We start from the raw sequence: 19,736 nt of genomic DNA, 5'->3' as shown, positions 1-19,736 counted from the left end.
TCGAGCATCTTGCCGAGAAAATTCTACTTTTAAAGCCCTTTATTCACGGGAGGATTACCAAGCGACCCCAATACGCCAGCGGAAAGCGGATGGTGTTCGTCGACGGCTCCCTTTCCCATGTTGGTAGTGAAAACCGGCAAACATGCCTCCTGCTGAAGCGCCGCGAGCTCATGCGCCGCGCCACCGCAATGAATACCTCCGCCTGCAATCACGACTGGCGAGTTTGCGGATGCGAGCAGCGAGGCGACGTTTGCCACATCAGCTTCGGAAGGACGGGTACGATCTAGCGGCCAATGGCCGAGATTCCTTGAGCGTACGACTGCCGGCGCTTTCAACTGAGCTCTTAAGAGATCGGCCGGAAGGAGAAGGGCGACCGGCCCTGCACGCCCTGACGTTGCGGCCGTGAACGCAGCATCAAGGTAATCGTCGATGCGTTCGGCAACTGTCACACGACGCACCCATTTGGTGCACGCTTGGAACAGGGAAATCTGATCGAAGTCCTGAAACGCGTTCTTGTCGGTTTGATCGCGCTCGACGTCCTGCACCAGGGCGATGATCGGTATGCTGGCCTTGAGAGCTTCTGCAAGCGGGGGTACCAACAAGGTTGCTGCAGGGCCATTTTGTGCCGCTACGACGCCGACTTTGCCGGACATGCGGGCGTATCCGTCGGCCATGGCGCCGCCCATATTTTCCTGACGATACGCGATCTGGCGAATACCGTTTGCTTCCGCAGCTAGTATCACTGCCGACGGAAGGCTTTGTGCGAAAATGACTTCGACATCATGGCGTCGAAGTGTCGCCGCGATTCGCTGAGCGACCGTTTCGGTTGACGTTTGCTGGGCCATTACGCACATCCCTTTCCGGATTGAGTTTCTGCACAGAGAAAATCCTCAAATGCACTGAGAACGCTTTCGATGTCGCCATCGCCCATTGCCGTCGACAGGCAAGCAGCGGCACCGTAGGGTAGCAAGATGCCTGATTGGGCGAACTGGTGGGTCATTCGTCGCATGACCGCCATCCCCGCGACGTCCAGATATGCGTCCCGATATTCTGTCGGTGCGATCGGTGTCGGATGTATACGAAAGAGCGATGCGGCACCTGTTATGGAGAATGGGGCGCCCCTTCTCGCAATTGTCTCTCTGAGACCGAGGCGAACTCTGTCTCCCATTCTCTCGAGGCGGTCGAACGCTTCCGGCGTCATAGCCTCCATAGCGACGCGGCCGGCGGCCATGGAAAGCGGATTGGCTGAAAATGTCCCGCCCTGCGGTAACAAAGGTTTCGCGTCTTCAGTCCCAAAGACGCGCATCACCTCCTCTCTTCCACCGATGGCGCCGATCGGGAAGCCGCCACCTATTATTTTGCCGGCAGTGATCAGATCCGGCCTCAACCCGTACCGAGCTGAAGCCCCAGCGTAGCCCTGTCGAAGATTGAGCACTTCGTCTGCGATGATCAGGATGCCATATCTGGATGCAACCTCCGACAGCGCGGCAACAAAACCGGGATTCGGAGCTATCAGTCCGGCGCGGCTCGGCATCGGGTCGATTAGCACACATGCGATATGTTGGTGCTGTGCAGCCAACAGCCGTTCGAGCCCATCTACGTCGTTAAATCGCAGAAGATGCACATCATCCAGGACGCTCTGCGGCGTACCTCGATAAACAGGCCTCGCGCGGGGAGGGCTCTCCCACCCACCTCTACCGGGCGAAACGCTCTGCCCGACCTCCGCCCAGTCGTAGGCGCCATGGTACGCTCCCTCGATCCGAGCGACCCCAGGCCGGCCCGTGAACGCGCGCGCCGCCTTGATCGCAAACATGACAGCTTCCGTTCCGCTATTGACGAAACGGACGCGTTCCATTGCAGGAATGCGGCTCGTTAGCAGCTCCGCTAATGCAATTTCGTGTTCCGTCGGGTTGGCGAAGCAGGTCCCCGAATTCAGCAAACCGACGACCGCCTCGGACACCGGCGCATAACCATGCCCATGAATGAGAGTGGTGAAGTTGTTGTTGAGGTCGAGGAAGCGGTTCCCATCGACGTCGACAAGATATGCTCCCTCTCCCCTTTGGACGTAGACTGGGAATGGATCCCTCTCGACTGTTACGCGCGTGGTTCCATCGGGGAACACCGACTTGGCACGGCTGAACAGACGGAAGGAATTACTGCGGACAGACGTCTCCCGCAGTTCTCGTGGCGCTTGCGTGAGCATAATCCCTGCTTCCTAGAACGAGAAATCGGTCGCCCGCTTTGCACGAGCTTCACATTTTTGTTGCAACAAAATTATGCCTCGTCAAGCCCACGCAACAAAAATCTTATCTGAGGGAAGCGGCAGCCCTCTCTTCAGAGGCGCGCCTGAGGCGCCGATATCCGTCGCGGATATCATTCTCCATGGCCGCACGGAGACTTGGCCCATCACACTCTCCCAGCGCCTCAATAGCAAGCTCGTGATTACGAACTCCGTATTTTTCTTCGGCAAACTCTGGGTAGAGATTGTGGAGGGATGGCCCAATCCTCAACCACAGACTCTCAATCATTGTGACGAGATGAGGAAGCCCTGAAAGACGATAAATCGTGAAGTGAAATTCCTTGTTGTGCCATAACGCTTCTGCGTAGTGCCCTTCGTTGAGCGCATTGTTGATAAGTAGCTGCAATGACCTGAGTTTTTCGATAGCGTCTTGCGTCCCGAATTGAGCCGCCTGCTCTGACGCCAACCCCTCAAGCGCCAGGCGAGTAAGCGTGATTTCTCGCAGCGCTGCCGCATCCAGAATCGGCACGACGACGGTCTTCGGCCCGAGTAGACGAGAGCACCCTCGCTCGCCAATCGGTTGATTGCGTCACGCGCAGGCGTTGTGCTGAGATCAAGGTCCTGGGCGACAGCACGCACAGTCAATTTGTGGCCCGGCCGATAGACGCCCCGCACGATGCGCTCCTTCAATTCCCGGTACGCAGCATCCCCCAGCCTTTCCGATACTCTCTCGATATCTGCGGCTTCGTTCGCTTGATCGGCCATTCTTCATCCCCAAGATCGGTTGACATTGCATTTTTTTGATGCAACAAAATTCAACTATGAAGGAATTGCGAAGTTTTTGTCACATCAAAAGACCACTAGCATCTTTCACACACGCCGTCATGCAGGCCACCTGAAGCGGCCGACGTGACGACACTGCCCCAATAGGAAGTACATCGCCGCGGCCCGTCACGGTCCGAGGAAGGGATTTCTCTGCGATTCAATACGGATCGCAATACGCGGATGCGGAACAGAAGCAGCTGAAAGGGATACAGAATTGATCGGCCAATGTTTGACTCTTGCAGGACTTCAAAAGCGATATGGCGAGATATCCGCTGTTCGCGATCTTTCACTCGAGATCTCTGCTGGCGAATTCGTCTCGCTTCTGGGGCCGTCGGGCTCGGGAAAGACGACGGCCTTGACTATGATCGCCGGCTTCGAAGTTCCAAGCGCCGGCAGGATACTCATTGGGGGCAGTGATGTGACGTCTCTCGTACCCAATCATCGAAACATTGGGATGGTATTTCAGAAGTATGCTCTCTTTCCGCATCTGACGATCAGGCAGAACATCGCATTCCCGCTTCGAATGAGGCGCCGGATGGATAGCGCCGCCATCGGCCGACGCGTGGAAGAAATGCTCGAGCTTGTGCAGCTCGCAAGTTACGCCGACCGCTACCCCAATCAGCTGTCTGGTGGTCAACAACAGCGCGTCGCTGTTGCTCGCGCACTAGCATTCGAGCCACCCGTACTATTGATGGACGAACCGCTCGGCGCACTCGACAAGAAACTGCGCGAGGCGATGCAGTTCGAAATCAAGCGCATACAAGAGCACCTCGGAGCCACAGTCGTCTACGTAACGCATGATCAGGACGAAGCACTGACTATGTCAGATCGCGTCGCTATCATGTCCGATGGTCGCTTGATGCAGCTCGGCTCACCGAGCGATCTTTATCGGCATCCGAACTCACAGTTCGTCGCAGATTTTATTGGGCGGATGAATTTTGTTGACGGCGATTGCCTTAACTGCACGGAGGCGCAGGCAGTCATCCGTCTATCCGAGCGAACCGTCATCGCCCTGCGTCAAACGTCGAGTGGCCATCTTGAAGAATGCATGGCAGGCGCGCCGGTGCGCCTCGCGATCCGCCCAGAACGCGTGCGTCTCTCAAAGCGCGCTCAAGGGGGGCCTACCGCCCTGCCCGGTATTGTGGAGGCGGCAATCTTCGTCGGCTCGACTTATATTTACCTCGTTCGCCTGGTCGACCGGCCAGGGACGACGCTACAGGTACAGATGGCCGCCGACAGCTTCGCCTCATTCCACGGGGGGACGAGGTGGACGTCATCCTCGACGATACGGCCGTGCATGTCTTCCCGCTGGCGGAGAGGTGCGCGGCATGACGAGCTCTGCACCAACGTCTGCGCGGCGTAAGCATCGGACCGCTCGGCGAATGACATCATCTGCCCGCTTCTATTCGCAGGCCACATCAATTTGGCTCGCCACGCCGCTCATGCTCGCTCTTCTAGCAGGGTTCGTGTACCCGGTTGCGCGACTAATAGCGCTGAGCTTTTCAGGCGGAACCCTCAACCACTATCGGCGGATCTTTACCGAGCCACTACACCTGAGCGTCCTCCTCAGCACGGTAGAGGTCGCCGCCGTCGTAACCATGGCGTGTCTCGCGTTAGGCTTTCCCGTTGCCTACCTCATGGCGAAGCTCAGCAAGGGCTTGGCCATGGTGACCGCCGCCTGTGTTTTCATCCCGCTGTGGACCTCCATCCTGATCCGCTCGTATGCTTGGGTCGTTCTGCTCCAACGCCATGGCCTGATCAATGGATTGCTGGTCAAATCGGGGATCGTGGACGACCCGCTCAAGCTGATCTACACGCAGGGCGCCGTCGTGGTCGCGATGACCCACGTGTTGTTACCCTTCATGATCCTCCCGATCTATTCCGGACTTCGCGGAATGTCTCCCGACTACCTGCGTGCAGCTCGCAATCTCGGGGCGGGTCCGACAAGGGCCTTTCTTGAGGTTACCGTCCCACTGAGTCTGCCGGGCGTCTTTGCCGGCTCTGTGATGTGTTTCGTCCTCGCGCTCGGATTTTACATCACTCCGGCGCTGGTGGGTGGCCCAAGTTCCATGCTGATGGCGACGCTCATAGGCCAGCAGACAACTGTGCTCCTCGATTGGCCCTTTGCAGCTGCACTTTCGACGCTTCTCCTCGCGGTTACCGTCATCTCCGTCCTGCTGTTCCGCCGGACGCTATCATTCAGCAAGGGATTGAACAGTGTCCATTGACCAAGCACACGACAAGGCTCACTTTCCGCTGCCCCGAAGAGTCATTGCCAGCCCGGCCTTTCGCACGTACTCGAGAGCTTTGGGCACTATTGCCACAGGCGCCCTTGTTGGCTGTATCCTCATTTTCCTGCTGCTGCCGACGTTGATCGTCATCCCCATGTCGATCAGCGAAACGGACTACATCCAGTTTCCGCCACGAGGCCTGACCCTCAAATGGTACGGCGCGTACTTCGGCGACGCCGATTGGATGGCGGCAACATGGTTCAGTCTGAAAATCGCCCTCGCGACGACTGCGACAGCAACGGTCGTTGGTACAATGGCAGCACTTGCAATTGTACGTGGAAATCTGCCGTTCAGGTCATTCCTGCAGACCCTCGCGCTTGGGCCGATGATCGTGCCTCACATCATCCTCGGCGTTGCGCTCTATCTCTCGTTCTCGCCACTACAACTCACTGGAAGTCTATTAGGCTTTCTTGTCGCGCATACAGTGCTTGCTGTTCCCTACGTGATCATCACGGTTACTGCGTCGCTCCAGAAGTTCGATCCAGCACTCGAATTGGCAGCGTTGAATTGCGGGGCGAACAGGCTACAGGCGTTCTTCCTGGTTATTCTGCCAAACATCGCGCCAGGAGTCGCGGCAGCAGCTGTATTTGCCTTCCTCGCCTCCTTCGATGAGGCGACCGTGGCGTTCTTCATATCTGACACGGGAGGAAAATCGATCGGGCGCAAAATGTTCGAGGACATCGATTTCAACCTGACTCCGATCATCGCCGCAGCATCGACGATTCTCGTTGCGACATCCCTCTTACTGATGGGCGCGGCCCACGTTCTGAATGTCCGAAAGCCGAGCGCGTAACCGCGACCTCCAAATTGAGAAAGGAACATCTTCATGACCGCTCACCTTCCAAGCGCTGCAAAGGTACTCAATCCCATCGCAGTTGGCATTTTGTCCCTCGCCGTGATTTCTTCACCAGTTTCTGCCGGCGAACGGGTCGTTATCGCCTCCACCGGCGGTGCCTATGACCGCGCATTGAAAGAAGCCTGGTTTGCCCCCTTTACAAAGGCAACCGGAATCGAGGTCGTCACGGTAGTCGCGACCAATTCGGAAATGCGTTCCAAGGCCGCCGCAATGGCGAAAACCGGGAACGTTACCTGGGACCTGTACCTTGATGGCGAGATACAGGCCGCATCGAAGACACATCGTGAGGCCACAGAAGATTTGACGGAGTTCTGCCGCCAGTTCGCGGATCGGAAAGATCTCGGCGCCGAAGCATGTTCCGCCGGCGGCGTACTTCTCCAGTCGACGGCAACCCTGATGGCTTACCGAACGGATCTTCCTGGAGAAGCGGTGCCCGCGACTTGGGCAGACATGTGGGACACGAAGAAATTTCCGGGCGAGCGAGCTTTCCCCAATTTCGACGATCCTTGGCGCGTGATGGCTGCCGCACTTCTCGCCGACGGTGTTACGCGCGACAAGCTCTTTCCTCTGGACGTCGACCGCGCACTTGCCAAGCTCGATCAAATCAGACCGGCCGTTTCCCTTTGGTGGAAAACAGGTGATCAGAGTGTTCAAGGATTCCGCAATGGTGAGTACGCGCTCGGACAGATCTGGTTAACGCGAGCAAAGGCAATGCGAAACGAAGGCCTTCCGATCGCCTGGTCCTACAAGGCCTCTTTCCTTGTGGGAGATAGAATAGCGCTCCTCAAGAATGCGCCAAACCGCGAGAACGCGCTGAGATTGATGGCCTTCTGGCTCAACTCGCCGAAAGCGCAGGCCGAGGCGTGCGAGATTCTCTCGTGTACACCGCCGAGCCGTGACGCGATTGCGTTGATGTCCGACGAGGCTCGCCAAACGATGCCCCATGGCGAGGAAGTGCGGGACTACGTCATTGTTCCAGATGCTGAGTGGATCAACGAGAATGCTGCGATGATGCTGCAGCGCTGGAACGAGTGGATTCGCTGATGGATTGCCGGCCTGGCTTCGGCTGATGTTCCCGCTAGGCTGAAGGGCCGCGGCGCTGGTCCACCGCGGTCGTCCTAGGCGGGCCGGCAAAACCGTTCGCAGCCGGACACCAACTGCAGACCGAACCGCTCCCGCCTTTACTCACTGGGCCTTGATGCCGGGCGCGAGCGGAAAATCACTCTCGCCCGCAGAGCTCGGCTCACCTGCTCACAGAGGCGCACTTCCGCCGGAGTGAAGGACGGCGGAGTCTTTACCTAGCGCCTACACGAAAATCATGATCGCGGCATAGCCGATCGCGATCAGAACAAGGCCGATGATCAGCATCGGCATCAAGCTACGACCATCGACGTCTCTTCCGCTCACATGCTCGCTGGAGAAGACCACTGGCCTGCGCACTTCGTTCCTGTCCATCATTACCTCCGTTATTGTGGCATTTCATATACCACTTTTGCGACTGAGGAAAGGCGAAGCCGGTCAGAAAGCGCTTTGCATCCGACTGATTTTCCTGCCCGGTGGACCCGGGGCTGGAATGCACCAGCCACGGCGGTGTGTGGAAGATCGATGAATCTACGCCTCAGCAGTCCGACAGGCCGGCTTGCAATCCGGCCCGCAGGTCGTCGATGTGTTCGAGCCCGACCGACAACCTCAGCAGACCATCGCCGATACCTGCCCTTGCACGCGCCTCGGCTCCCATGTCGAGATGGGTCATCGTCGCGGGGTGCGCCACCAGACTTTCGACGCCGCCCAGGGATTCGGCCAGAGTGAAAGTGCGCACCGACCGGACGAAGCGCTGCACGGCCGACACTCCGCCGGCGAGCTCGAAGCTCATCATGGCGCCGAAGCCCTTCTGCTGCCTCGCCGCCAGGGCGTGGTCCGGATGGCCGGCGAGCCCTGGATAGTGGACACGGACAACGGCCGGGTGCGCCGCGAGCAACTCGGCGATCGCCATCGCGTTCTTTTCCTGCCTCTCCATCCGGACGAACAGGGTCCTGAGCCCCCGCAACGTCAGCCAGGAATCGAACGGAGCCGCTATCGCTCCCGTGACGTTGGCCCAGTGTTTCAGCGCCCGGTGCTCATCAGCATCAGCGGCGATGACGGCGCCGGCAATCACGTCGGAGTGACCGTTCAGGAACTTTGTCGTCGAATGCAGCACGTAGTCGGCACCGAGCGACAGCGGCTTTTGAAGGGCCGGCGAAAGAAACGTGTTGTCGACCACAACACGGGCGTCGACGGCGCGCGCGCGGGCCGAGAGCGCCGCGATGTCGACCACACGCATCAATGGATTGCTCGGGCTTTCGACGAGAACCAAAGCGGCGCGCGCCGCGAGATGCGTTTCGAACAGTTCGAGATTCGACTGATCGACCAGTTCTAGACGGATCTGCCTGAGTTCCGCCCGCGCCTTCAGGAGACGCATCGTGCCACCGTAGCAATCGAAGGGCGCCAGCACCAGGCTTCCGGCCGGCAGGCGCCCGACGATCAGGTCGATTGCGGCCATGCCGCTTGGCGTCAAAACTGCCCCGGCTCCTTCCTCGAGCTTGGCAATTGCCTCTGCCAGAAGGTCTCTCGTGGGATTGCCGACGCGGCCATAGTCGTACGCCCGGGGTTCGTCGTAGCCCGCAAATTCGTAGGTGCTAGACAGATAGAGCGGCGGTGCCACTGCTCCAAAGGCCGCATCACTTGCCACGCCATGCGCCGCGGCGACCGTTTCTGGTTGAACTCCTGGCGCCGTCTTGTCGCACATGGGTATCACTCCTCAAGCTTCTGCTGGAAAATGGCTGGGAGCCACATCGCTGACAAATGAATTCTATTGTTATATGTCCGCAACTATCTTGCGGTTATCTGGAGGGAAGTCTTCCATGGACATCGGCGTCGCCCGCACCTTCCTGGAGGTCGTTAAAACCGGCAGCTTCGTGGGCGCGGCAGAAACACTTCATATTTCGCAGACGGCGGTGAGCGCGCGCATCCGCGTGCTGGAAGAGCATTTGGGACGAGCGGTATTCGTGCGAAACAAGGCCGGTGCGCGGCTGACACCCGCCGGCGACCGGTTTCTCCGTTTTGCCGCCGGCCTCGTACAGACCTGGGAGACGGCACGAAGCACCGTCGCGCTCCCGCCCGGCCGGGCAGCGTCGATATCGCTCGGTGCCGAACTCAGCCTCTGGAACCCGCTTCTGTCGCAATGGCTGGTCTGGATGCGGCGCGAATGCCCCGATATCGCTTTGCGCACGAGAATTGAGACCGGCGAACGACTGCTAGAGCTGGTGCGAGAGGGCGCTGTAGACGCGGCCGTGCTCTATGGTGCTCCACGCAGGCCGGGTCTTGTAGCCGAGCTGCTCTTCGAGGAACGGCTCGTGCTCGTGCGGACGGCGTCGCCCCGGGAGGAGGTCGAGATGGTCGGCATAGACTGGGGTGAGGAGTTTGCCACAAACGTCCGGGCGGCGTTTCCCGAGCTCGCGAATCCGGCAGTCACCATCGATTACGGACCATTGGCGCTCGACTATATTCTCGCGGTCGGGGGCGCCGGTTACTTCCGAGAGGGGTTTGTCCGGCCGCAACTTGCCGAGGGACGGCTCGAAATCGTCACCAACAGTCCAGCTTTTTCCTACCCTGCTTACCTGGTTTCGTCGGAACGAACCGACCCGGCGATGCTGCCGCTTCTTCGCGAGGGTCTGCGCGTGGCAGCCGCAGCGCGGGTGTGAGCCGCCAGACTCCCACAATTCCCGCAAAGTCCCCGAAGCTATGTTCGGACGAGCGACCTCGCGATACGCCGCAACAGTCCGGCCATGCCGAGGAGCCAGGCAGAAAGCGCAACGAAGACAAGTACCTTCGGAACCGGGTCGAGGAACCCGTAGCCCATGGCGCGACCGAACTGGTATGTGCTGGTGCAGTACATGCCCATCGGGAAGACCATTCCCCACACCGCAGGTTCGTACGTGAACCGGTCCTTCATCCAGACATAGCGCCAGGCCATAAGTGCAAAAAGGAACGGGATCCACCAGCTCGCGACCGCCCAGAAGAAAAAGGTAAAGCCTCTCAGGAATGGCAGGAGCGGCGTGATCATCGGCCATGTTTCGCCGCGAAGGACCAAAATGGAACCGGCCAGAGCCGTGATCGCCACAGCTCCCATGTTGATCCAATAGGGCGGACTGAAGTCCTCGCGACTGAGCGATATGAAGGTGAGACGATAGAAGATGAGCGGAATGATCGCGAGATAGAGCATGCAACCGATCAGGAACATGGCAAGCACCTGGAACTGGACCAATTCCGCTGGCGCCTCTGCGACGTCAATCACGCCCCGCAATACCACCACGGACTGGGTGGAGACTGCGGCAATCAGCCAGGCGCCGTTGATGCCACGCGCGAGCGTCGGCTTGCCCCGCCGTACGGTAACGGCCGTGAAGAACGTGTACATGACCACGAACCACAAAAGCAGCCCGAACCACCACAGCACCGAGGCGATACCTGCCGCGCCGAGGACGATCATGTTCTGCGTTCCGAGAACGCAGGTGCTTGCCACGATCGTGAAGAAACCGGGCGCCCTCTGGTGATCCGAAATGTCGCGGAAGAGCAGGTCGCGAAATCGCAACGCTCTAACGAACGTCAGGACCCAGAGCACTGGATAGGCAATCCAGTTTACCGCGACGAGCATTAGCGCAAGGCCACGCATCCCCAGGAGCTCGCAGGCAATGGAGACCACACCTGTCGCCATGACCAATGCAAAATAACCGGGAAACAGCGTGGCCGCCGCATCTAGGATCGGGTGCGGAGCGACGCTCGCGGCAGCCTCCTTCGTACCTTGCCTATCCATGTCCATATTGCACCAGCAGATCAATCTGCAAAAACAGGAGGACAAAAAGGGTATTGAGAGCCCACGCCATGGTCAGCCACCTGGCCATTGTCCCCCAGAACGCTGCGGCATTGTCCGCTGAACGCCAGATCACGATCAGGATCCACGGCGTGTAAACCCCAAAGACGACGATGAGCATCTGCTGGACCAGCGGCTGCTGCAGATAGACGGCAAGAGCATACAAGGCCGCAAGCTCGCCACTCACGAAGACACCGTAGCCCCAGAAGACGGCAGCAAGAGGCAAGTTGCCTCGCCAGGCCCGAAGCTCTGGCGCGAAGAACCGCCCAAGATACCACAAGACACAGGATCCCACTCTCGTCATTTCGCAGCCTGAAACGCAGGAAGCCGACCGATTCTTTTGGTCAGCATACTCTCACGCGCGACAACAATCGCGGCAAAAAAATGCGCGATCGCGGACCGAACCTCCGTCTCAGCATCCCGCGTTGGCCGCACAACGACACCTGCGTGGTCTGTCTCGATCGCGCGTCGAGCGGGAATCGGCTTTCGTCGGAAGCCTGGCTACACCAAGCAAGGTCGACAGACGCCGCGTTGGGAACCCCGTCGTACATTCCCGCAACCGCCCCTGCCGAACGGTAAGCTCAGGACCTAGAGCCTCCCCTCACCGTGCAGTCGAGATTGGACAGCAAGCCGTCCTGCAATCCGTAGATCCAGCCATGGATGGAAACGTCCTTTCCTGCTTGCCAGGCCTCCTGGATCGTCGGCGTCCGGGCAAGACGTTCGACCTGCGCGGCGACGGAGACTTCGCACAGCCGGTCGAGGTCCTCCTCGCTCCAGCATTCGCGACATTCAAAGCGAATGTCGGCCACGTCGCGAATCGGCTGCAGCCAATGATCGATCAGGCCGAAGCGCTCTCCGCTCACCGCCGCCCGAATGCCGCCGCAACCGTAGTGCCCGCAGATGATGATGTGCTTCACGCCGAGCTGATTGACGGCAAATTCAACGACCGACAGCATGTTCAGGTCGGCGGGGTGGATCAGGTTGGCGATATTGCGGTGGACGAACACCTCTCCCGGTTCGAGGCCGGCGATCACATTGGCCGGTACACGACTGTCGGAGCAGCCGATCCACAGATACTCCGGCGCCTGCAGTTTCGACAGGCGCTCGAAATAGTCCGCCCTCTCTGCCTTGCGCTCGGCAGACCATGCTCTGTTGCGGGTGAAAAGGTCTTCGATCATGACGACGCTCCGCTTGTGGATGACACCGGACGTATCTCTTTCCAACTGACATCTGTCAAATCCGCATTCCTTTGTTATCGGACCCCGAGGACGGCTCCGTGAAGCGTCAAGCGAGGATGGCGACTGCCCCTGCGACGTTATTGCACTTCCATGATCGAAACTTCGGCGATAAAAGTGGTATTCAGAATACCTATTTTACATTGACGATCGGCCACGCCTTTTTGGGAAACGCTCCATGCGAATGACCCTCCACACCGACTACGCCTTGCGCATGCTGATCTATATTGCGACCCGGCCGGATCGCACATGCACCGTCACGGATGTCGCGTGCGCCTACGAGCTATCGCGCAATCATCTTATCAAGGTGGCACAGACGCTGCGTGACCTCGGCCTCCTGGAAACGACGCGCGGCCGGACGGGGGGACTGCGGTTGTTGAGACAGCCGGAGGAAATCGGAATCGGCGCGCTCGTTCGGGCAACCGAGGAAGAGTTCTCGTTGGCCGAATGCATGCAAACCTGCGGCAGACCTTGCGCCATTTCGCCGGCCTGTCGGCTCAAAGGCATGCTGCATGAGGCGCTGTCCGCCTTCCTAGCGGTCCTCGACAAATACACGCTCGCCGATCTCGTGCGCAACAAATCCGCCCTTGGCCCGCTGCTCGGCATTGATCCTGCGATCGCCTGATCCACGAAAGGAAGAAAATTCATGGTAACGGCACTGACCGGTACGGAACGTCGTTTGGCCCTCGTCGTGCTCGGTGCGCTCGCCCTGATCGGGCTGGCGATGGCTGTGGCTGGCCGCGGAGATCCACTTGCGGTGCACGGCTACGTCGTCCTCGCATTCAGCCTGGCCCTCGGATCTGCAGTGCTGTCGGTGATCTTTGCGCCTGAGCCGCCGTTGAGCCGACTTTCGGAATATTATGACGACCCGACGCGGATCGGGATCATACTGGCTCTCGCATGGGCCGTCGTCGGCATGTTCGTCGGCGTATGGGTCGCAGCCCTGCTTGCATGGCCGGAACTGACCTTTGTGGACTCGGCCTGGGCGAGCTTCGGACGGCTGCGCCCGGTACATACGTCAGGCGTCATCTTCGGATTCGGCGGGAATGCACTGATCGCCACCTCGTTTCACGTCCTGCAGCGGACCTGTCGCGCGAGACTGCCGGATCAGTTCAGCCCTTGGTTCGTCCTGATCGGATACAACCTTTTCTGCGTCGTCGCCGCGACTGGCTATCTGATGGGCCTTACGCAATCCAAGGAGTACGCCGAACCTGAGTGGTATGCGGATATCTGGCTGGTCGTCGTATGGGTCGTATACTTCCTTATTTACATTCGCACGCTGCAGCGCCGCAAGGAGCCGCATATCTACGTGGCGAACTGGTACTACATGGCGTTCATCCTCGTCGTTGCGGTCCTACACATCGTCAACAATCTTGCGGTCCCCGTTTCCCTCGGCCATGCCAAGAGCTACTCGCTGTTTGCCGGTGTGCAGGATGCGATGACGCAATGGTGGTATGGGCACAACGCCGTTGCATTCTTCCTGACGGCAGGCTTCCTCGGCATGATGTATTACTACATGCCCAAGCGGGCGGAGCGGCCGATATTTTCCTATCGGCTCTCCATCATCAGCTTTTGGGGCATCACCTTCATGTACATGTGGGCCGGCGCGCACCACCTGCATTACACGGCCTTGCCACAATGGGTGCAGACGCTCGGCATGACCTTCTCGATCGTATTGCTGGTGCCATCATGGGCATCCGCCGGCAATGCGCTTGCCACACTCAACGGCGCTTGGCACAAGGTTCGAGACGACGCGACGCTACGGTTCATGATGGTTGCCGCAGTGTTCTACGGCCTCTCCACCTTCGAGGGCTCGTTCATGGCAATTCGCGCCGTCAACTCGCTCTCACACTATACCGACTGGACCGTCGGCCACGTCCATGCCGGAGCTCTCGGCTGGGTCGCGATGATCACTTTCGGATCGATCTACGCTCTGGTGCCGTGGATGTGGAAGCAGGACCGCATGTACTCGCCGAAGCTAATCGAGGTCCATTTCTGGCTCGCGCTTGCCGGCACCATCATCTACGTCTTCGCGATGTGGAACTCGGGCATCGTTCAAGGCCTGATGTGGCGAACCTATAACGACAGCGGCACGCTCGCCTATTCCTTCATCGACAGTCTGGTTGCCATGCACCCTTACTATATCGCCCGCGCTTTCGGGGGTCTCCTGTTCCTGACCGGCGCTGTCATCTGCGCTTTCAACGTCGGGATGACGATCCGGATGGCTCAAAGCCGCCGCAAGGCGGAGGCTGACGGCGACGTGCCGCTCTATGCCGCGACAGGCGTCACGCAGGCAGGAGAATAAGCATGAAGGAGTTTTTCCATCGCAAGATCGAACGCAACGCGGTCGGCTTCGTTCTGGCGATCGTCGGCGTCGCCTCGATCGGCGGTTTCGTCGAAATCGCCCCGCTGTTTACCATTCATGAGACGGTCGAGGCGGCGCCAGACATGCGTGTCTACACCCCACTCGAGCTCGCCGGTCGCAACATCTATATCCGCGAAGGCTGTTACGCCTGCCACTCACAGATGATCCGGACCTTGCGCGACGAGGTGGAACGTTACGGGCCGTACTCTCTCGCCGTGGAGTCGAAATATGATCACCCTATGCTGTGGGGCTCAAAGCGGACAGGGCCTGATCTTGCCCGTCTCGGAGGCAAATACTCCGACGCCTGGCACGTGGCGCATCTCCTCAATCCACGTGACGTCGTGCCGGAATCAGTGATGCCCCGCTACGGCTGGCTGAAGAGGAATGCGCTTCGGATCGATGATCTCGGTGAACACCTCGCGGCTCAGCGCGCGGTCGGAGTGCCCTACACGGACGCGATGATCGAAAATGCAACGGCTGACGCCAGAGGCCAGGCAGCACCGGACAGCCCTGAATCATCCGGCGTGACGGAACGCTACGGCGAGGCGACCAATGTGCGCACCTTCGACGGCAATCAGGGTGTGCTGACCGAAATGGACGCACTCGTCGCCTACCTCCAAGTCGTCGGCCAGTTGACGCAGGCGGCGCGGGAGGAAACCGCAGTGAAGGAGGACTGACGTGGAGCTGGACCACAACAGCGTCGTCGCCTTTGCGAAAAGCTGGGGGCTCTTCTATCTCGTCGCAATGGCGCTCGCCATTCTGATCTACGCACTCTGGCCCGGTAACCGGAAGCGCTTTGATCGCGCGAAGAATAGCATCCTCGACAAAGACGATCGGCCGGGAGACTGAGTATGGCCAAAGAGAGACACGATTCCGCCACGGGGCGATACACGACGGGACACGAATGGAACGGCATCGAGGAGCTCGAAACGCCGATCCCACGTGTCGTCCTGTTCTTCCTTGCCGCCACCACGCTTATTGCGATCGGTTACTGGATACTGATGCCCGCCTGGCCTCTGGGGGTGACCTATACGAAAGGCCTGCTCGGCATAGACCAGCGCAAGGTCGTCACCAAACAGGTCGAGGATGCCGCGGCTCTCCGGGCCGCATGGACGGACCGCATTGCCGAAGCAAGCCTTGGTGAAATCGCGGCCAATCCCGAGCTGATGCAGCATGTGCGCGAGACAGGTCGCACGCTTTTCATCGACAATTGCGCCGCTTGTCACGGAACGCGAGGCACCGGTGGACCTGGGTTTCCGAACCTTTCGGCCAAAGCCTGGCTTTGGGGTGGCGAACCGGAAACCATCCTCGATACGATCCGCGTCGGCATCAACTCCGCACATTCCGACACACGGAGCTCGCAGATGCTGGCTTTCGGTCGCGACGGGACGCTTGAGCGTGAGCAGGTCCGTGCCGTCGCGGCTTACGTCCGCTCTCTCTCCGGCCTGCCGATGAGTGACGACAACAAGGCCCTGATCGACACCGGCAAGGAGATCTTTTCGGAGAACTGCACGGCCTGTCACGGCGAGGACGCAGGCGGAAGCACCGATATCGGCGCACCGAATCTCACCGACAAAACATGGATCTACGGCAGCGATGCACAAACTGTCTTCACCACGATCTATTCCGGGCGACAAGGCCAGATGCCGAGCTGGGAAGATCGGCTTTCCCCGGTCGATATGAAGCTGCTGGCGCTTTATGTCGGCACACTCGGAGAAGACCGCCAATGAGCAAGGCCATGGAGAAGACTGAGCTGTCCGAGCGCCTCAACTGGCGGATCGTCTCATGGCTGCTTGTCGGCATGGGTGCACTCGTCTTTGTCGGGGCAAATGTCCATCTCGTCCACGTCGCAACTGGCAGTCAGCCCGAATGCGTGGATCACCTGAAGGCGGAAGGTAGCGACGGCACATATCGTGCCGCAGCGTCAGCCTGCTGAGAGGAGCAAGAACAAATGGGAACGACCCAAAAAACCGCCCACACGAGCATACCTCTCGCCGAGCAACGGCGACGTCACCTGCCCGCCGGGGCGGCCTTCGGCTGGCTTTCAGAAGGTTGGCGCGACCTCTGGCGTAATCCTCTTCCGAGCCTCCTCTACGGCTTTGCAGTCTTCCTGCTCTCGCTTGCGATCGTCTGGTGCCTCTTTCGCTTTCAGCTCGATTACATCCTCTTTCCGGCTCTCGCGGGCTTCATGGTGGTGGGCCCTCTGGTCGCCATCGGTCTCTATCGCAAGAGCCGGGATATCGAAGAGGGTGTTCGCCCCAGCCTCGCACGCATGGTCCTGGTAAAGGCTGCGTCCGGTGCACAGGTCTGGTACACGGGCGCGATCCTCTGCCTGCTGATGCTGGTCTGGATGCGCGCAGCGGTTATCATCTATGCCCTCTTCATGGGATTGCGCCCCTTCCCGGGTCTGGACCGTATTGTGACAATGCTCTTCAGTACGACCGAAGGTCTGGGGATGATCTTCGTCGGCACTGTGGTCGGCGGGCTTTTCGCCGCCTTCTCCTTCGCCATCAGCACATTCGCCATCCCGATGCTACTGGCCGAACGGACGGACGCTTTCACGGCGATGGGCACGAGCATCTCACTCGTCTTCCGCAATCTGCCCGTCATGCTCGTCTGGGGCGCAATCGTGCTGGCATTGAGCGCCATTGGCATCGTGACGGGACTTCTGGGGCTCATCATCATCTTTCCGCTGCTCGGCCATGGCACGTGGCACAGCTACAAGGCAATTCGATGAGAGGTCGCCCCACTCCTGAACGAACGATCGTCATTGACGGGAAGCCGCTCCCAGCCGTGCTTGACGAAGCGATGATCCATTCCGTTGTCCACGGCTTTTACGACAGGATCCGCAAGGATGAACTGCTGGCACCGATCTTCGACGGAGCCATCCCACCGCAAGACTGGCCAGCGCACCTCGACAAGATGTGCGCCTTCTGGTCCGCCACACTTCTTCGCACCGACAGGTATGAGGGCCGCCCGCTGCCGCCGCATCTTGCCATCCCCGAATTGGCGGAGGAGCACTTCCGTCGATGGCTGTCGCTGTTTCGAGACACGGTCGACCAGCTCTGCCCACCTGAGGTGGCAAATCTGTTTCTTGATCGGGCGCTTCGCATCGCCCACTCCTTTCGTCTTGCAATTGCCTTTCATCGCGGTGAGGATTCCATGCGGATCGTTCCGATTTCGCGTGACGCGCTGTCGTGACATCGTGGCGGTCGCGAGCCTCGAAGGACCAAAGGGCCCCGGGCGTTCGTTCCCGACGAAACATCTCGTTCGTTTTTCGATGTGCCTTCGAGAAAGGCGCGCAAGGGCGGGAACCTTTCGTCACCGTCGGCATCCAATGCCGGACGAACGGAGAATAGACCCATGTCATCCTTGCAGATGCCCATGCTTCCCACCGGCGCCGAGGCCGAAGCCGACCTCGTGCGGCGAGCCATTTCAGGCGACGTGCAGGCCGTCAGAGAGATCATTCGCACGCACAACCAACGCCTTTACCGGCTGGTACGAGCCGTCATCCGCAATAATGCGGACGCGGAAGAGGCGCTGCAGGAGGCCTATCTGAGCGCGTTCTCCAATCTCAGCCGTTTTGCAGGGGAAGCTTCCCTTTCGACATGGCTCTCCCGGATCGCCCTCAATGCCGCGCTGGCGCGGCTGCGCGCGCAGAAGCGCCTGAAGCGCACGACACCCGCGCAAACATCAGCGGAGGCAGACATCGTTCCCTTCCCGGGCTCCGTCCCGACAGCCGATCCGGAGCGCATCATGGCGCAGCGACAACTTCTCATTCTGGTTGAGGAGGCGACCGACGCCCTTCCCGAAACCTTCCGCCTCGTCTTCGTCGCGCGGGTCATCGAGGGTCTGAGCGTCGAGGAAACCGCGTCCCTGCTGGACATCCCGATCGCCACCGTCAAATCGCGGCTCCATCGCGCTCGCAGGCTGATCAGGATCCGTCTGGAGGAGCGGATTGGTCCCGTCGTGACCGACGCCTTCCCCTTTGCGGGAACACGCTGCGACCGGCTGACGGAAACCGTCATCGCAAGGCTGGGTCTGTCGAAATAGCGGGAACCTCCACGGCTGGCCGGCATCAAATGCAGTGCCAACCGAAAACAGCGCCCGCAAGGTGCCGGCGCCAAGGAGACTCCCATGAAAACGCTTATCGCCGCGGCAGGTGCCGCTTTCCTCATGCTCACCGCCCCGCTCGTCCTGGCCGCCGACGCGCCGAGTGATCCCCAGATTGCTCATATCGCCTACAGCGCCGGCGTGATCGACGTCGAAGCTGCCAAGCTCGCCCTTTCCAAGACGACCAATGCGGAAGTCAAAGCCTTTGCAGAGTCCATGCAGAAGGACCACGAGGCGGTGAATGACATGGCACTTGCACTCGTCAAGAAGCTGAACGTGACGCCGGAAGACAATGCCACCAGCCAGGCGCTCGCCAAGGCCGCCGAAGACAAACGTGAAGAACTCGCCAAGCTCGACGGCGCGGCCTTCGACAAGGCCTATATCGAGAACGAGGTCGCCTATCATAAGCAGGTCAACGGCGCTCTTGAGACGGTGCTGATCCCCTCGGCACAGAACACCGAGTTGAAAGCCCTGCTCGAAACCGGCCTCAAGCTCTTCCAGGGCCACGAGCAGCATGCCGAGCAGGTTGCGGAAGGACTGAAATGACGACAACCCTCATCCGTCGCAGGAGCCTTCTGCTTGCCGGATCGATGCTGTTGGCCGTCCGAGCGGTGGCCAAAGCGCACAATGGCACTGTGCATGTCACCGTCGAGAAGCTCGCTTTTACCCCGGCTGAAATCGACGTGAGGGTCGGCGAAACCATCGAATGGACCAACCGGGATCCCTTTGCGCACACCGCGACGGTCAAGGGCGGCTGGGAGGTTCCGATCCCGCCCGGAAAATCGGCGACACACGTGGTAGCTCCTGGTGACACCGTGGACTATTTCTGCCGATGGCACCCGAACATGAAGGGGCGGATAAAGGTCATCGCCTGAGGAAAATGCGTTTGCCGGAAACCCTCCCGGC

The 19,736-nt window shown here is 59.7% G+C and carries 21 protein-coding genes and 3 pseudogenes; 16 read left to right on the top strand and 8 right to left on the bottom strand.

Annotated features, from left to right (window positions below; translation table 11 throughout):
• Nucleotides 1-50 precede the first annotated feature (50 nt).
• The 3 genes and pseudogenes from H4I97_RS21940 to H4I97_RS21930 all read right to left on the bottom strand — a co-directional run.
• Nucleotides 51-845, bottom strand: a pseudogene (locus H4I97_RS21940) (thiamine pyrophosphate-binding protein); the annotation flags it as partial.
• The gene (locus H4I97_RS21935; protein WP_182307833.1) at nt 845-2,203 is read right to left on the bottom strand and encodes an aspartate aminotransferase family protein; all 1,359 of its coding nucleotides are present in this window, start codon (nt 2,201-2,203) and stop codon (nt 845-847) included. The pseudogene H4I97_RS21940 and the gene H4I97_RS21935, both read right to left, overlap by 1 nt.
• A gap of 103 nt (nt 2,204-2,306) precedes the next feature.
• A pseudogene (locus tag H4I97_RS21930) lies at nt 2,307-3,004 on the bottom strand (GntR family transcriptional regulator).
• A gap of 274 nt (nt 3,005-3,278) precedes the next feature.
• Here H4I97_RS21930 and H4I97_RS21925 point away from each other — a divergent pair.
• The 4 genes and pseudogenes from H4I97_RS21925 (at nt 3,279) to H4I97_RS21910 (ending at nt 7,255) form a co-directional block, all read left to right on the top strand.
• A pseudogene (locus tag H4I97_RS21925) lies at nt 3,279-4,396 on the top strand (ABC transporter ATP-binding protein).
• Nucleotides 4,397-4,446: 50 nt separating this feature from the next.
• On the top strand, nt 4,447-5,292 hold the full coding sequence (locus H4I97_RS21920; protein WP_378144383.1) for an ABC transporter permease: 846 nt from the start codon (nt 4,447-4,449) through the stop codon (nt 5,290-5,292).
• Nucleotides 5,282-6,148 carry an ABC transporter permease gene (locus tag H4I97_RS21915; protein WP_378144380.1) on the top strand — a complete coding sequence of 289 codons (867 nt, stop codon included), beginning with the start codon at nt 5,282-5,284 and terminating at the stop codon, nt 6,146-6,148. The genes H4I97_RS21920 and H4I97_RS21915 overlap by 11 nt, the downstream gene beginning before the upstream one ends.
• A 33-nt stretch (nt 6,149-6,181) precedes the next feature.
• Nucleotides 6,182-7,255, top strand: coding sequence for an ABC transporter substrate-binding protein (locus H4I97_RS21910; RefSeq protein ID WP_182307831.1), 1,074 nt, complete (start codon nt 6,182-6,184; stop codon nt 7,253-7,255).
• 261 nt (nt 7,256-7,516) lie between these two features.
• Here H4I97_RS21910 and H4I97_RS21905 read toward each other — a convergent pair whose 3' ends face one another.
• Both H4I97_RS21905 and metB read right to left on the bottom strand, forming a co-directional pair.
• Complete coding sequence (locus tag H4I97_RS21905; protein ID WP_162699120.1) at nt 7,517-7,666, bottom strand: hypothetical protein; 150 nt, start codon at nt 7,664-7,666, stop codon at nt 7,517-7,519.
• Nucleotides 7,667-7,829: 163 nt separating this feature from the next.
• On the bottom strand, nt 7,830-8,996 hold the full coding sequence (metB, locus tag H4I97_RS21900; protein WP_182307830.1) for a cystathionine gamma-synthase: 1,167 nt from the start codon (nt 8,994-8,996) through the stop codon (nt 7,830-7,832).
• A 115-nt stretch (nt 8,997-9,111) separates the two neighbouring features.
• Between metB and H4I97_RS21895 the strand changes: the two genes are divergently transcribed.
• The gene (locus tag H4I97_RS21895) at nt 9,112-9,951 is read left to right on the top strand and encodes a LysR family transcriptional regulator (protein ID WP_182307829.1); all 840 of its coding nucleotides are present in this window, start codon (nt 9,112-9,114) and stop codon (nt 9,949-9,951) included.
• A 38-nt stretch (nt 9,952-9,989) separates the two neighbouring features.
• On the opposite strand, the gene H4I97_RS21890 is transcribed toward H4I97_RS21895, so the two are convergent.
• The 3 genes from H4I97_RS21890 to H4I97_RS21880 all read right to left on the bottom strand — a co-directional run bounded on the left by H4I97_RS21890 (nt 9,990) and on the right by H4I97_RS21880 (nt 12,295).
• Complete coding sequence (locus H4I97_RS21890) at nt 9,990-11,060, bottom strand: tellurite resistance/C4-dicarboxylate transporter family protein (protein ID WP_182307828.1); 1,071 nt, start codon at nt 11,058-11,060, stop codon at nt 9,990-9,992.
• A complete protein-coding gene (locus H4I97_RS21885; protein WP_182307827.1) occupies nt 11,053-11,397 on the bottom strand; it encodes a hypothetical protein in 345 nt (114 codons plus the stop codon). The genes H4I97_RS21890 and H4I97_RS21885 overlap by 8 nt, the downstream gene beginning before the upstream one ends.
• Nucleotides 11,398-11,698: 301 nt before the next feature.
• Complete coding sequence (locus H4I97_RS21880) at nt 11,699-12,295, bottom strand: carbonic anhydrase (protein WP_182307826.1); 597 nt, start codon at nt 12,293-12,295, stop codon at nt 11,699-11,701.
• Between the two features lie 235 nt (nt 12,296-12,530).
• Here H4I97_RS21880 and H4I97_RS21875 point away from each other — a divergent pair, with 235 nt between their 5' ends.
• From H4I97_RS21875 to H4I97_RS21825, 11 genes are all read left to right on the top strand, one after another.
• Nucleotides 12,531-12,977, top strand: a complete 447-nt coding sequence (locus H4I97_RS21875) for an Rrf2 family transcriptional regulator (RefSeq protein ID WP_182307825.1) — start codon at nt 12,531-12,533, stop codon at nt 12,975-12,977.
• 21 nt (nt 12,978-12,998) lie between these two features.
• On the top strand, nt 12,999-14,657 hold the full coding sequence (gene ccoN / locus H4I97_RS21870) for a cytochrome-c oxidase, cbb3-type subunit I (RefSeq protein ID WP_182307824.1): 1,659 nt from the start codon (nt 12,999-13,001) through the stop codon (nt 14,655-14,657).
• Between the two features lie 2 nt (nt 14,658-14,659).
• Complete coding sequence (gene ccoO / locus H4I97_RS21865; protein ID WP_182307823.1) at nt 14,660-15,394, top strand: cytochrome-c oxidase, cbb3-type subunit II; 735 nt, start codon at nt 14,660-14,662, stop codon at nt 15,392-15,394.
• Between the two features lies 1 nt (nt 15,395).
• On the top strand, nt 15,396-15,566 hold the full coding sequence (locus H4I97_RS21860; RefSeq protein WP_112691257.1) for a cbb3-type cytochrome c oxidase subunit 3: 171 nt from the start codon (nt 15,396-15,398) through the stop codon (nt 15,564-15,566).
• A 2-nt stretch (nt 15,567-15,568) separates the two neighbouring features.
• Nucleotides 15,569-16,447 carry a cytochrome-c oxidase, cbb3-type subunit III gene (gene ccoP, locus H4I97_RS21855; RefSeq protein ID WP_182307822.1) on the top strand — a complete coding sequence of 293 codons (879 nt, stop codon included), beginning with the start codon at nt 15,569-15,571 and terminating at the stop codon, nt 16,445-16,447.
• On the top strand, nt 16,444-16,653 hold the full coding sequence (locus H4I97_RS21850) for a hypothetical protein (protein ID WP_112691255.1): 210 nt from the start codon (nt 16,444-16,446) through the stop codon (nt 16,651-16,653). The genes ccoP and H4I97_RS21850 overlap by 4 nt, the downstream gene beginning before the upstream one ends.
• 15 nt (nt 16,654-16,668) lie before the next feature.
• The gene (locus H4I97_RS21845; protein ID WP_182307821.1) at nt 16,669-17,454 is read left to right on the top strand and encodes a DUF2189 domain-containing protein; all 786 of its coding nucleotides are present in this window, start codon (nt 16,669-16,671) and stop codon (nt 17,452-17,454) included.
• A gap of 71 nt (nt 17,455-17,525) precedes the next feature.
• Entirely contained in the window at nt 17,526-17,918 is a 393-nt protein-coding gene (locus H4I97_RS21840) for a group III truncated hemoglobin (RefSeq protein ID WP_244658822.1), read from the top strand.
• A 162-nt stretch (nt 17,919-18,080) separates the two neighbouring features.
• A complete protein-coding gene (locus H4I97_RS21835; RefSeq protein WP_182307819.1) occupies nt 18,081-18,770 on the top strand; it encodes an RNA polymerase sigma factor in 690 nt (229 codons plus the stop codon).
• An 84-nt stretch (nt 18,771-18,854) separates the two neighbouring features.
• Nucleotides 18,855-19,376, top strand: coding sequence for a DUF4142 domain-containing protein (locus H4I97_RS21830; protein ID WP_112691251.1), 522 nt, complete (start codon nt 18,855-18,857; stop codon nt 19,374-19,376).
• Nucleotides 19,373-19,705 (top strand): cupredoxin domain-containing protein, encoded by a 333-nt coding sequence (locus tag H4I97_RS21825; RefSeq protein ID WP_182307818.1) that lies wholly within the window; start codon nt 19,373-19,375, stop codon nt 19,703-19,705. The genes H4I97_RS21830 and H4I97_RS21825 overlap by 4 nt, the downstream gene beginning before the upstream one ends.
• Nucleotides 19,706-19,736: the final 31 nt, after the last annotated feature.

The sequence above is a fragment of the Ciceribacter thiooxidans genome (assembly GCF_014126615.1).
GTDB lineage: Bacteria > Pseudomonadota > Alphaproteobacteria > Rhizobiales > Rhizobiaceae > Allorhizobium > Allorhizobium thiooxidans.
This window is presented reverse-complemented; position numbering and strand designations above follow the sequence as displayed.

Excerpts from the sequence above, each read along its gene's own strand:
- H4I97_RS21935 (WP_182307833.1), bottom strand. The coding sequence starts at position 2,203 with ATGCTCACGCAAGCGCCACGAGAACTGCGGGAGACGTCTGTCCGCAGT.
- H4I97_RS21920 (WP_378144383.1), top strand. The coding sequence starts at position 4,447 with ATGACATCATCTGCCCGCTTCTATTCGCAGGCCACATCAATTTGGCTC.
- H4I97_RS21910 (WP_182307831.1), top strand. The coding sequence starts at position 6,182 with ATGACCGCTCACCTTCCAAGCGCTGCAAAGGTACTCAATCCCATCGCA.
- H4I97_RS21905 (WP_162699120.1), bottom strand. The coding sequence starts at position 7,666 with ATGGACAGGAACGAAGTGCGCAGGCCAGTGGTCTTCTCCAGCGAGCAT.
- metB (WP_182307830.1), bottom strand. The coding sequence starts at position 8,996 with ATGTGCGACAAGACGGCGCCAGGAGTTCAACCAGAAACGGTCGCCGCG.
- H4I97_RS21895 (WP_182307829.1), top strand. The coding sequence starts at position 9,112 with ATGGACATCGGCGTCGCCCGCACCTTCCTGGAGGTCGTTAAAACCGGC.
- H4I97_RS21890 (WP_182307828.1), bottom strand. The coding sequence starts at position 11,060 with ATGGATAGGCAAGGTACGAAGGAGGCTGCCGCGAGCGTCGCTCCGCAC.
- H4I97_RS21880 (WP_182307826.1), bottom strand. The coding sequence starts at position 12,295 with ATGATCGAAGACCTTTTCACCCGCAACAGAGCATGGTCTGCCGAGCGC.
- H4I97_RS21875 (WP_182307825.1), top strand. The coding sequence starts at position 12,531 with ATGCGAATGACCCTCCACACCGACTACGCCTTGCGCATGCTGATCTAT.
- ccoN (WP_182307824.1), top strand. The coding sequence starts at position 12,999 with ATGGTAACGGCACTGACCGGTACGGAACGTCGTTTGGCCCTCGTCGTG.
- ccoO (WP_182307823.1), top strand. The coding sequence starts at position 14,660 with ATGAAGGAGTTTTTCCATCGCAAGATCGAACGCAACGCGGTCGGCTTC.
- ccoP (WP_182307822.1), top strand. The coding sequence starts at position 15,569 with ATGGCCAAAGAGAGACACGATTCCGCCACGGGGCGATACACGACGGGA.
- H4I97_RS21850 (WP_112691255.1), top strand. The coding sequence starts at position 16,444 with ATGAGCAAGGCCATGGAGAAGACTGAGCTGTCCGAGCGCCTCAACTGG.
- H4I97_RS21845 (WP_182307821.1), top strand. The coding sequence starts at position 16,669 with ATGGGAACGACCCAAAAAACCGCCCACACGAGCATACCTCTCGCCGAG.
- H4I97_RS21840 (WP_244658822.1), top strand. The coding sequence starts at position 17,526 with ATGATCCATTCCGTTGTCCACGGCTTTTACGACAGGATCCGCAAGGAT.
- H4I97_RS21835 (WP_182307819.1), top strand. The coding sequence starts at position 18,081 with ATGTCATCCTTGCAGATGCCCATGCTTCCCACCGGCGCCGAGGCCGAA.
- H4I97_RS21830 (WP_112691251.1), top strand. The coding sequence starts at position 18,855 with ATGAAAACGCTTATCGCCGCGGCAGGTGCCGCTTTCCTCATGCTCACC.
- H4I97_RS21825 (WP_182307818.1), top strand. The coding sequence starts at position 19,373 with ATGACGACAACCCTCATCCGTCGCAGGAGCCTTCTGCTTGCCGGATCG.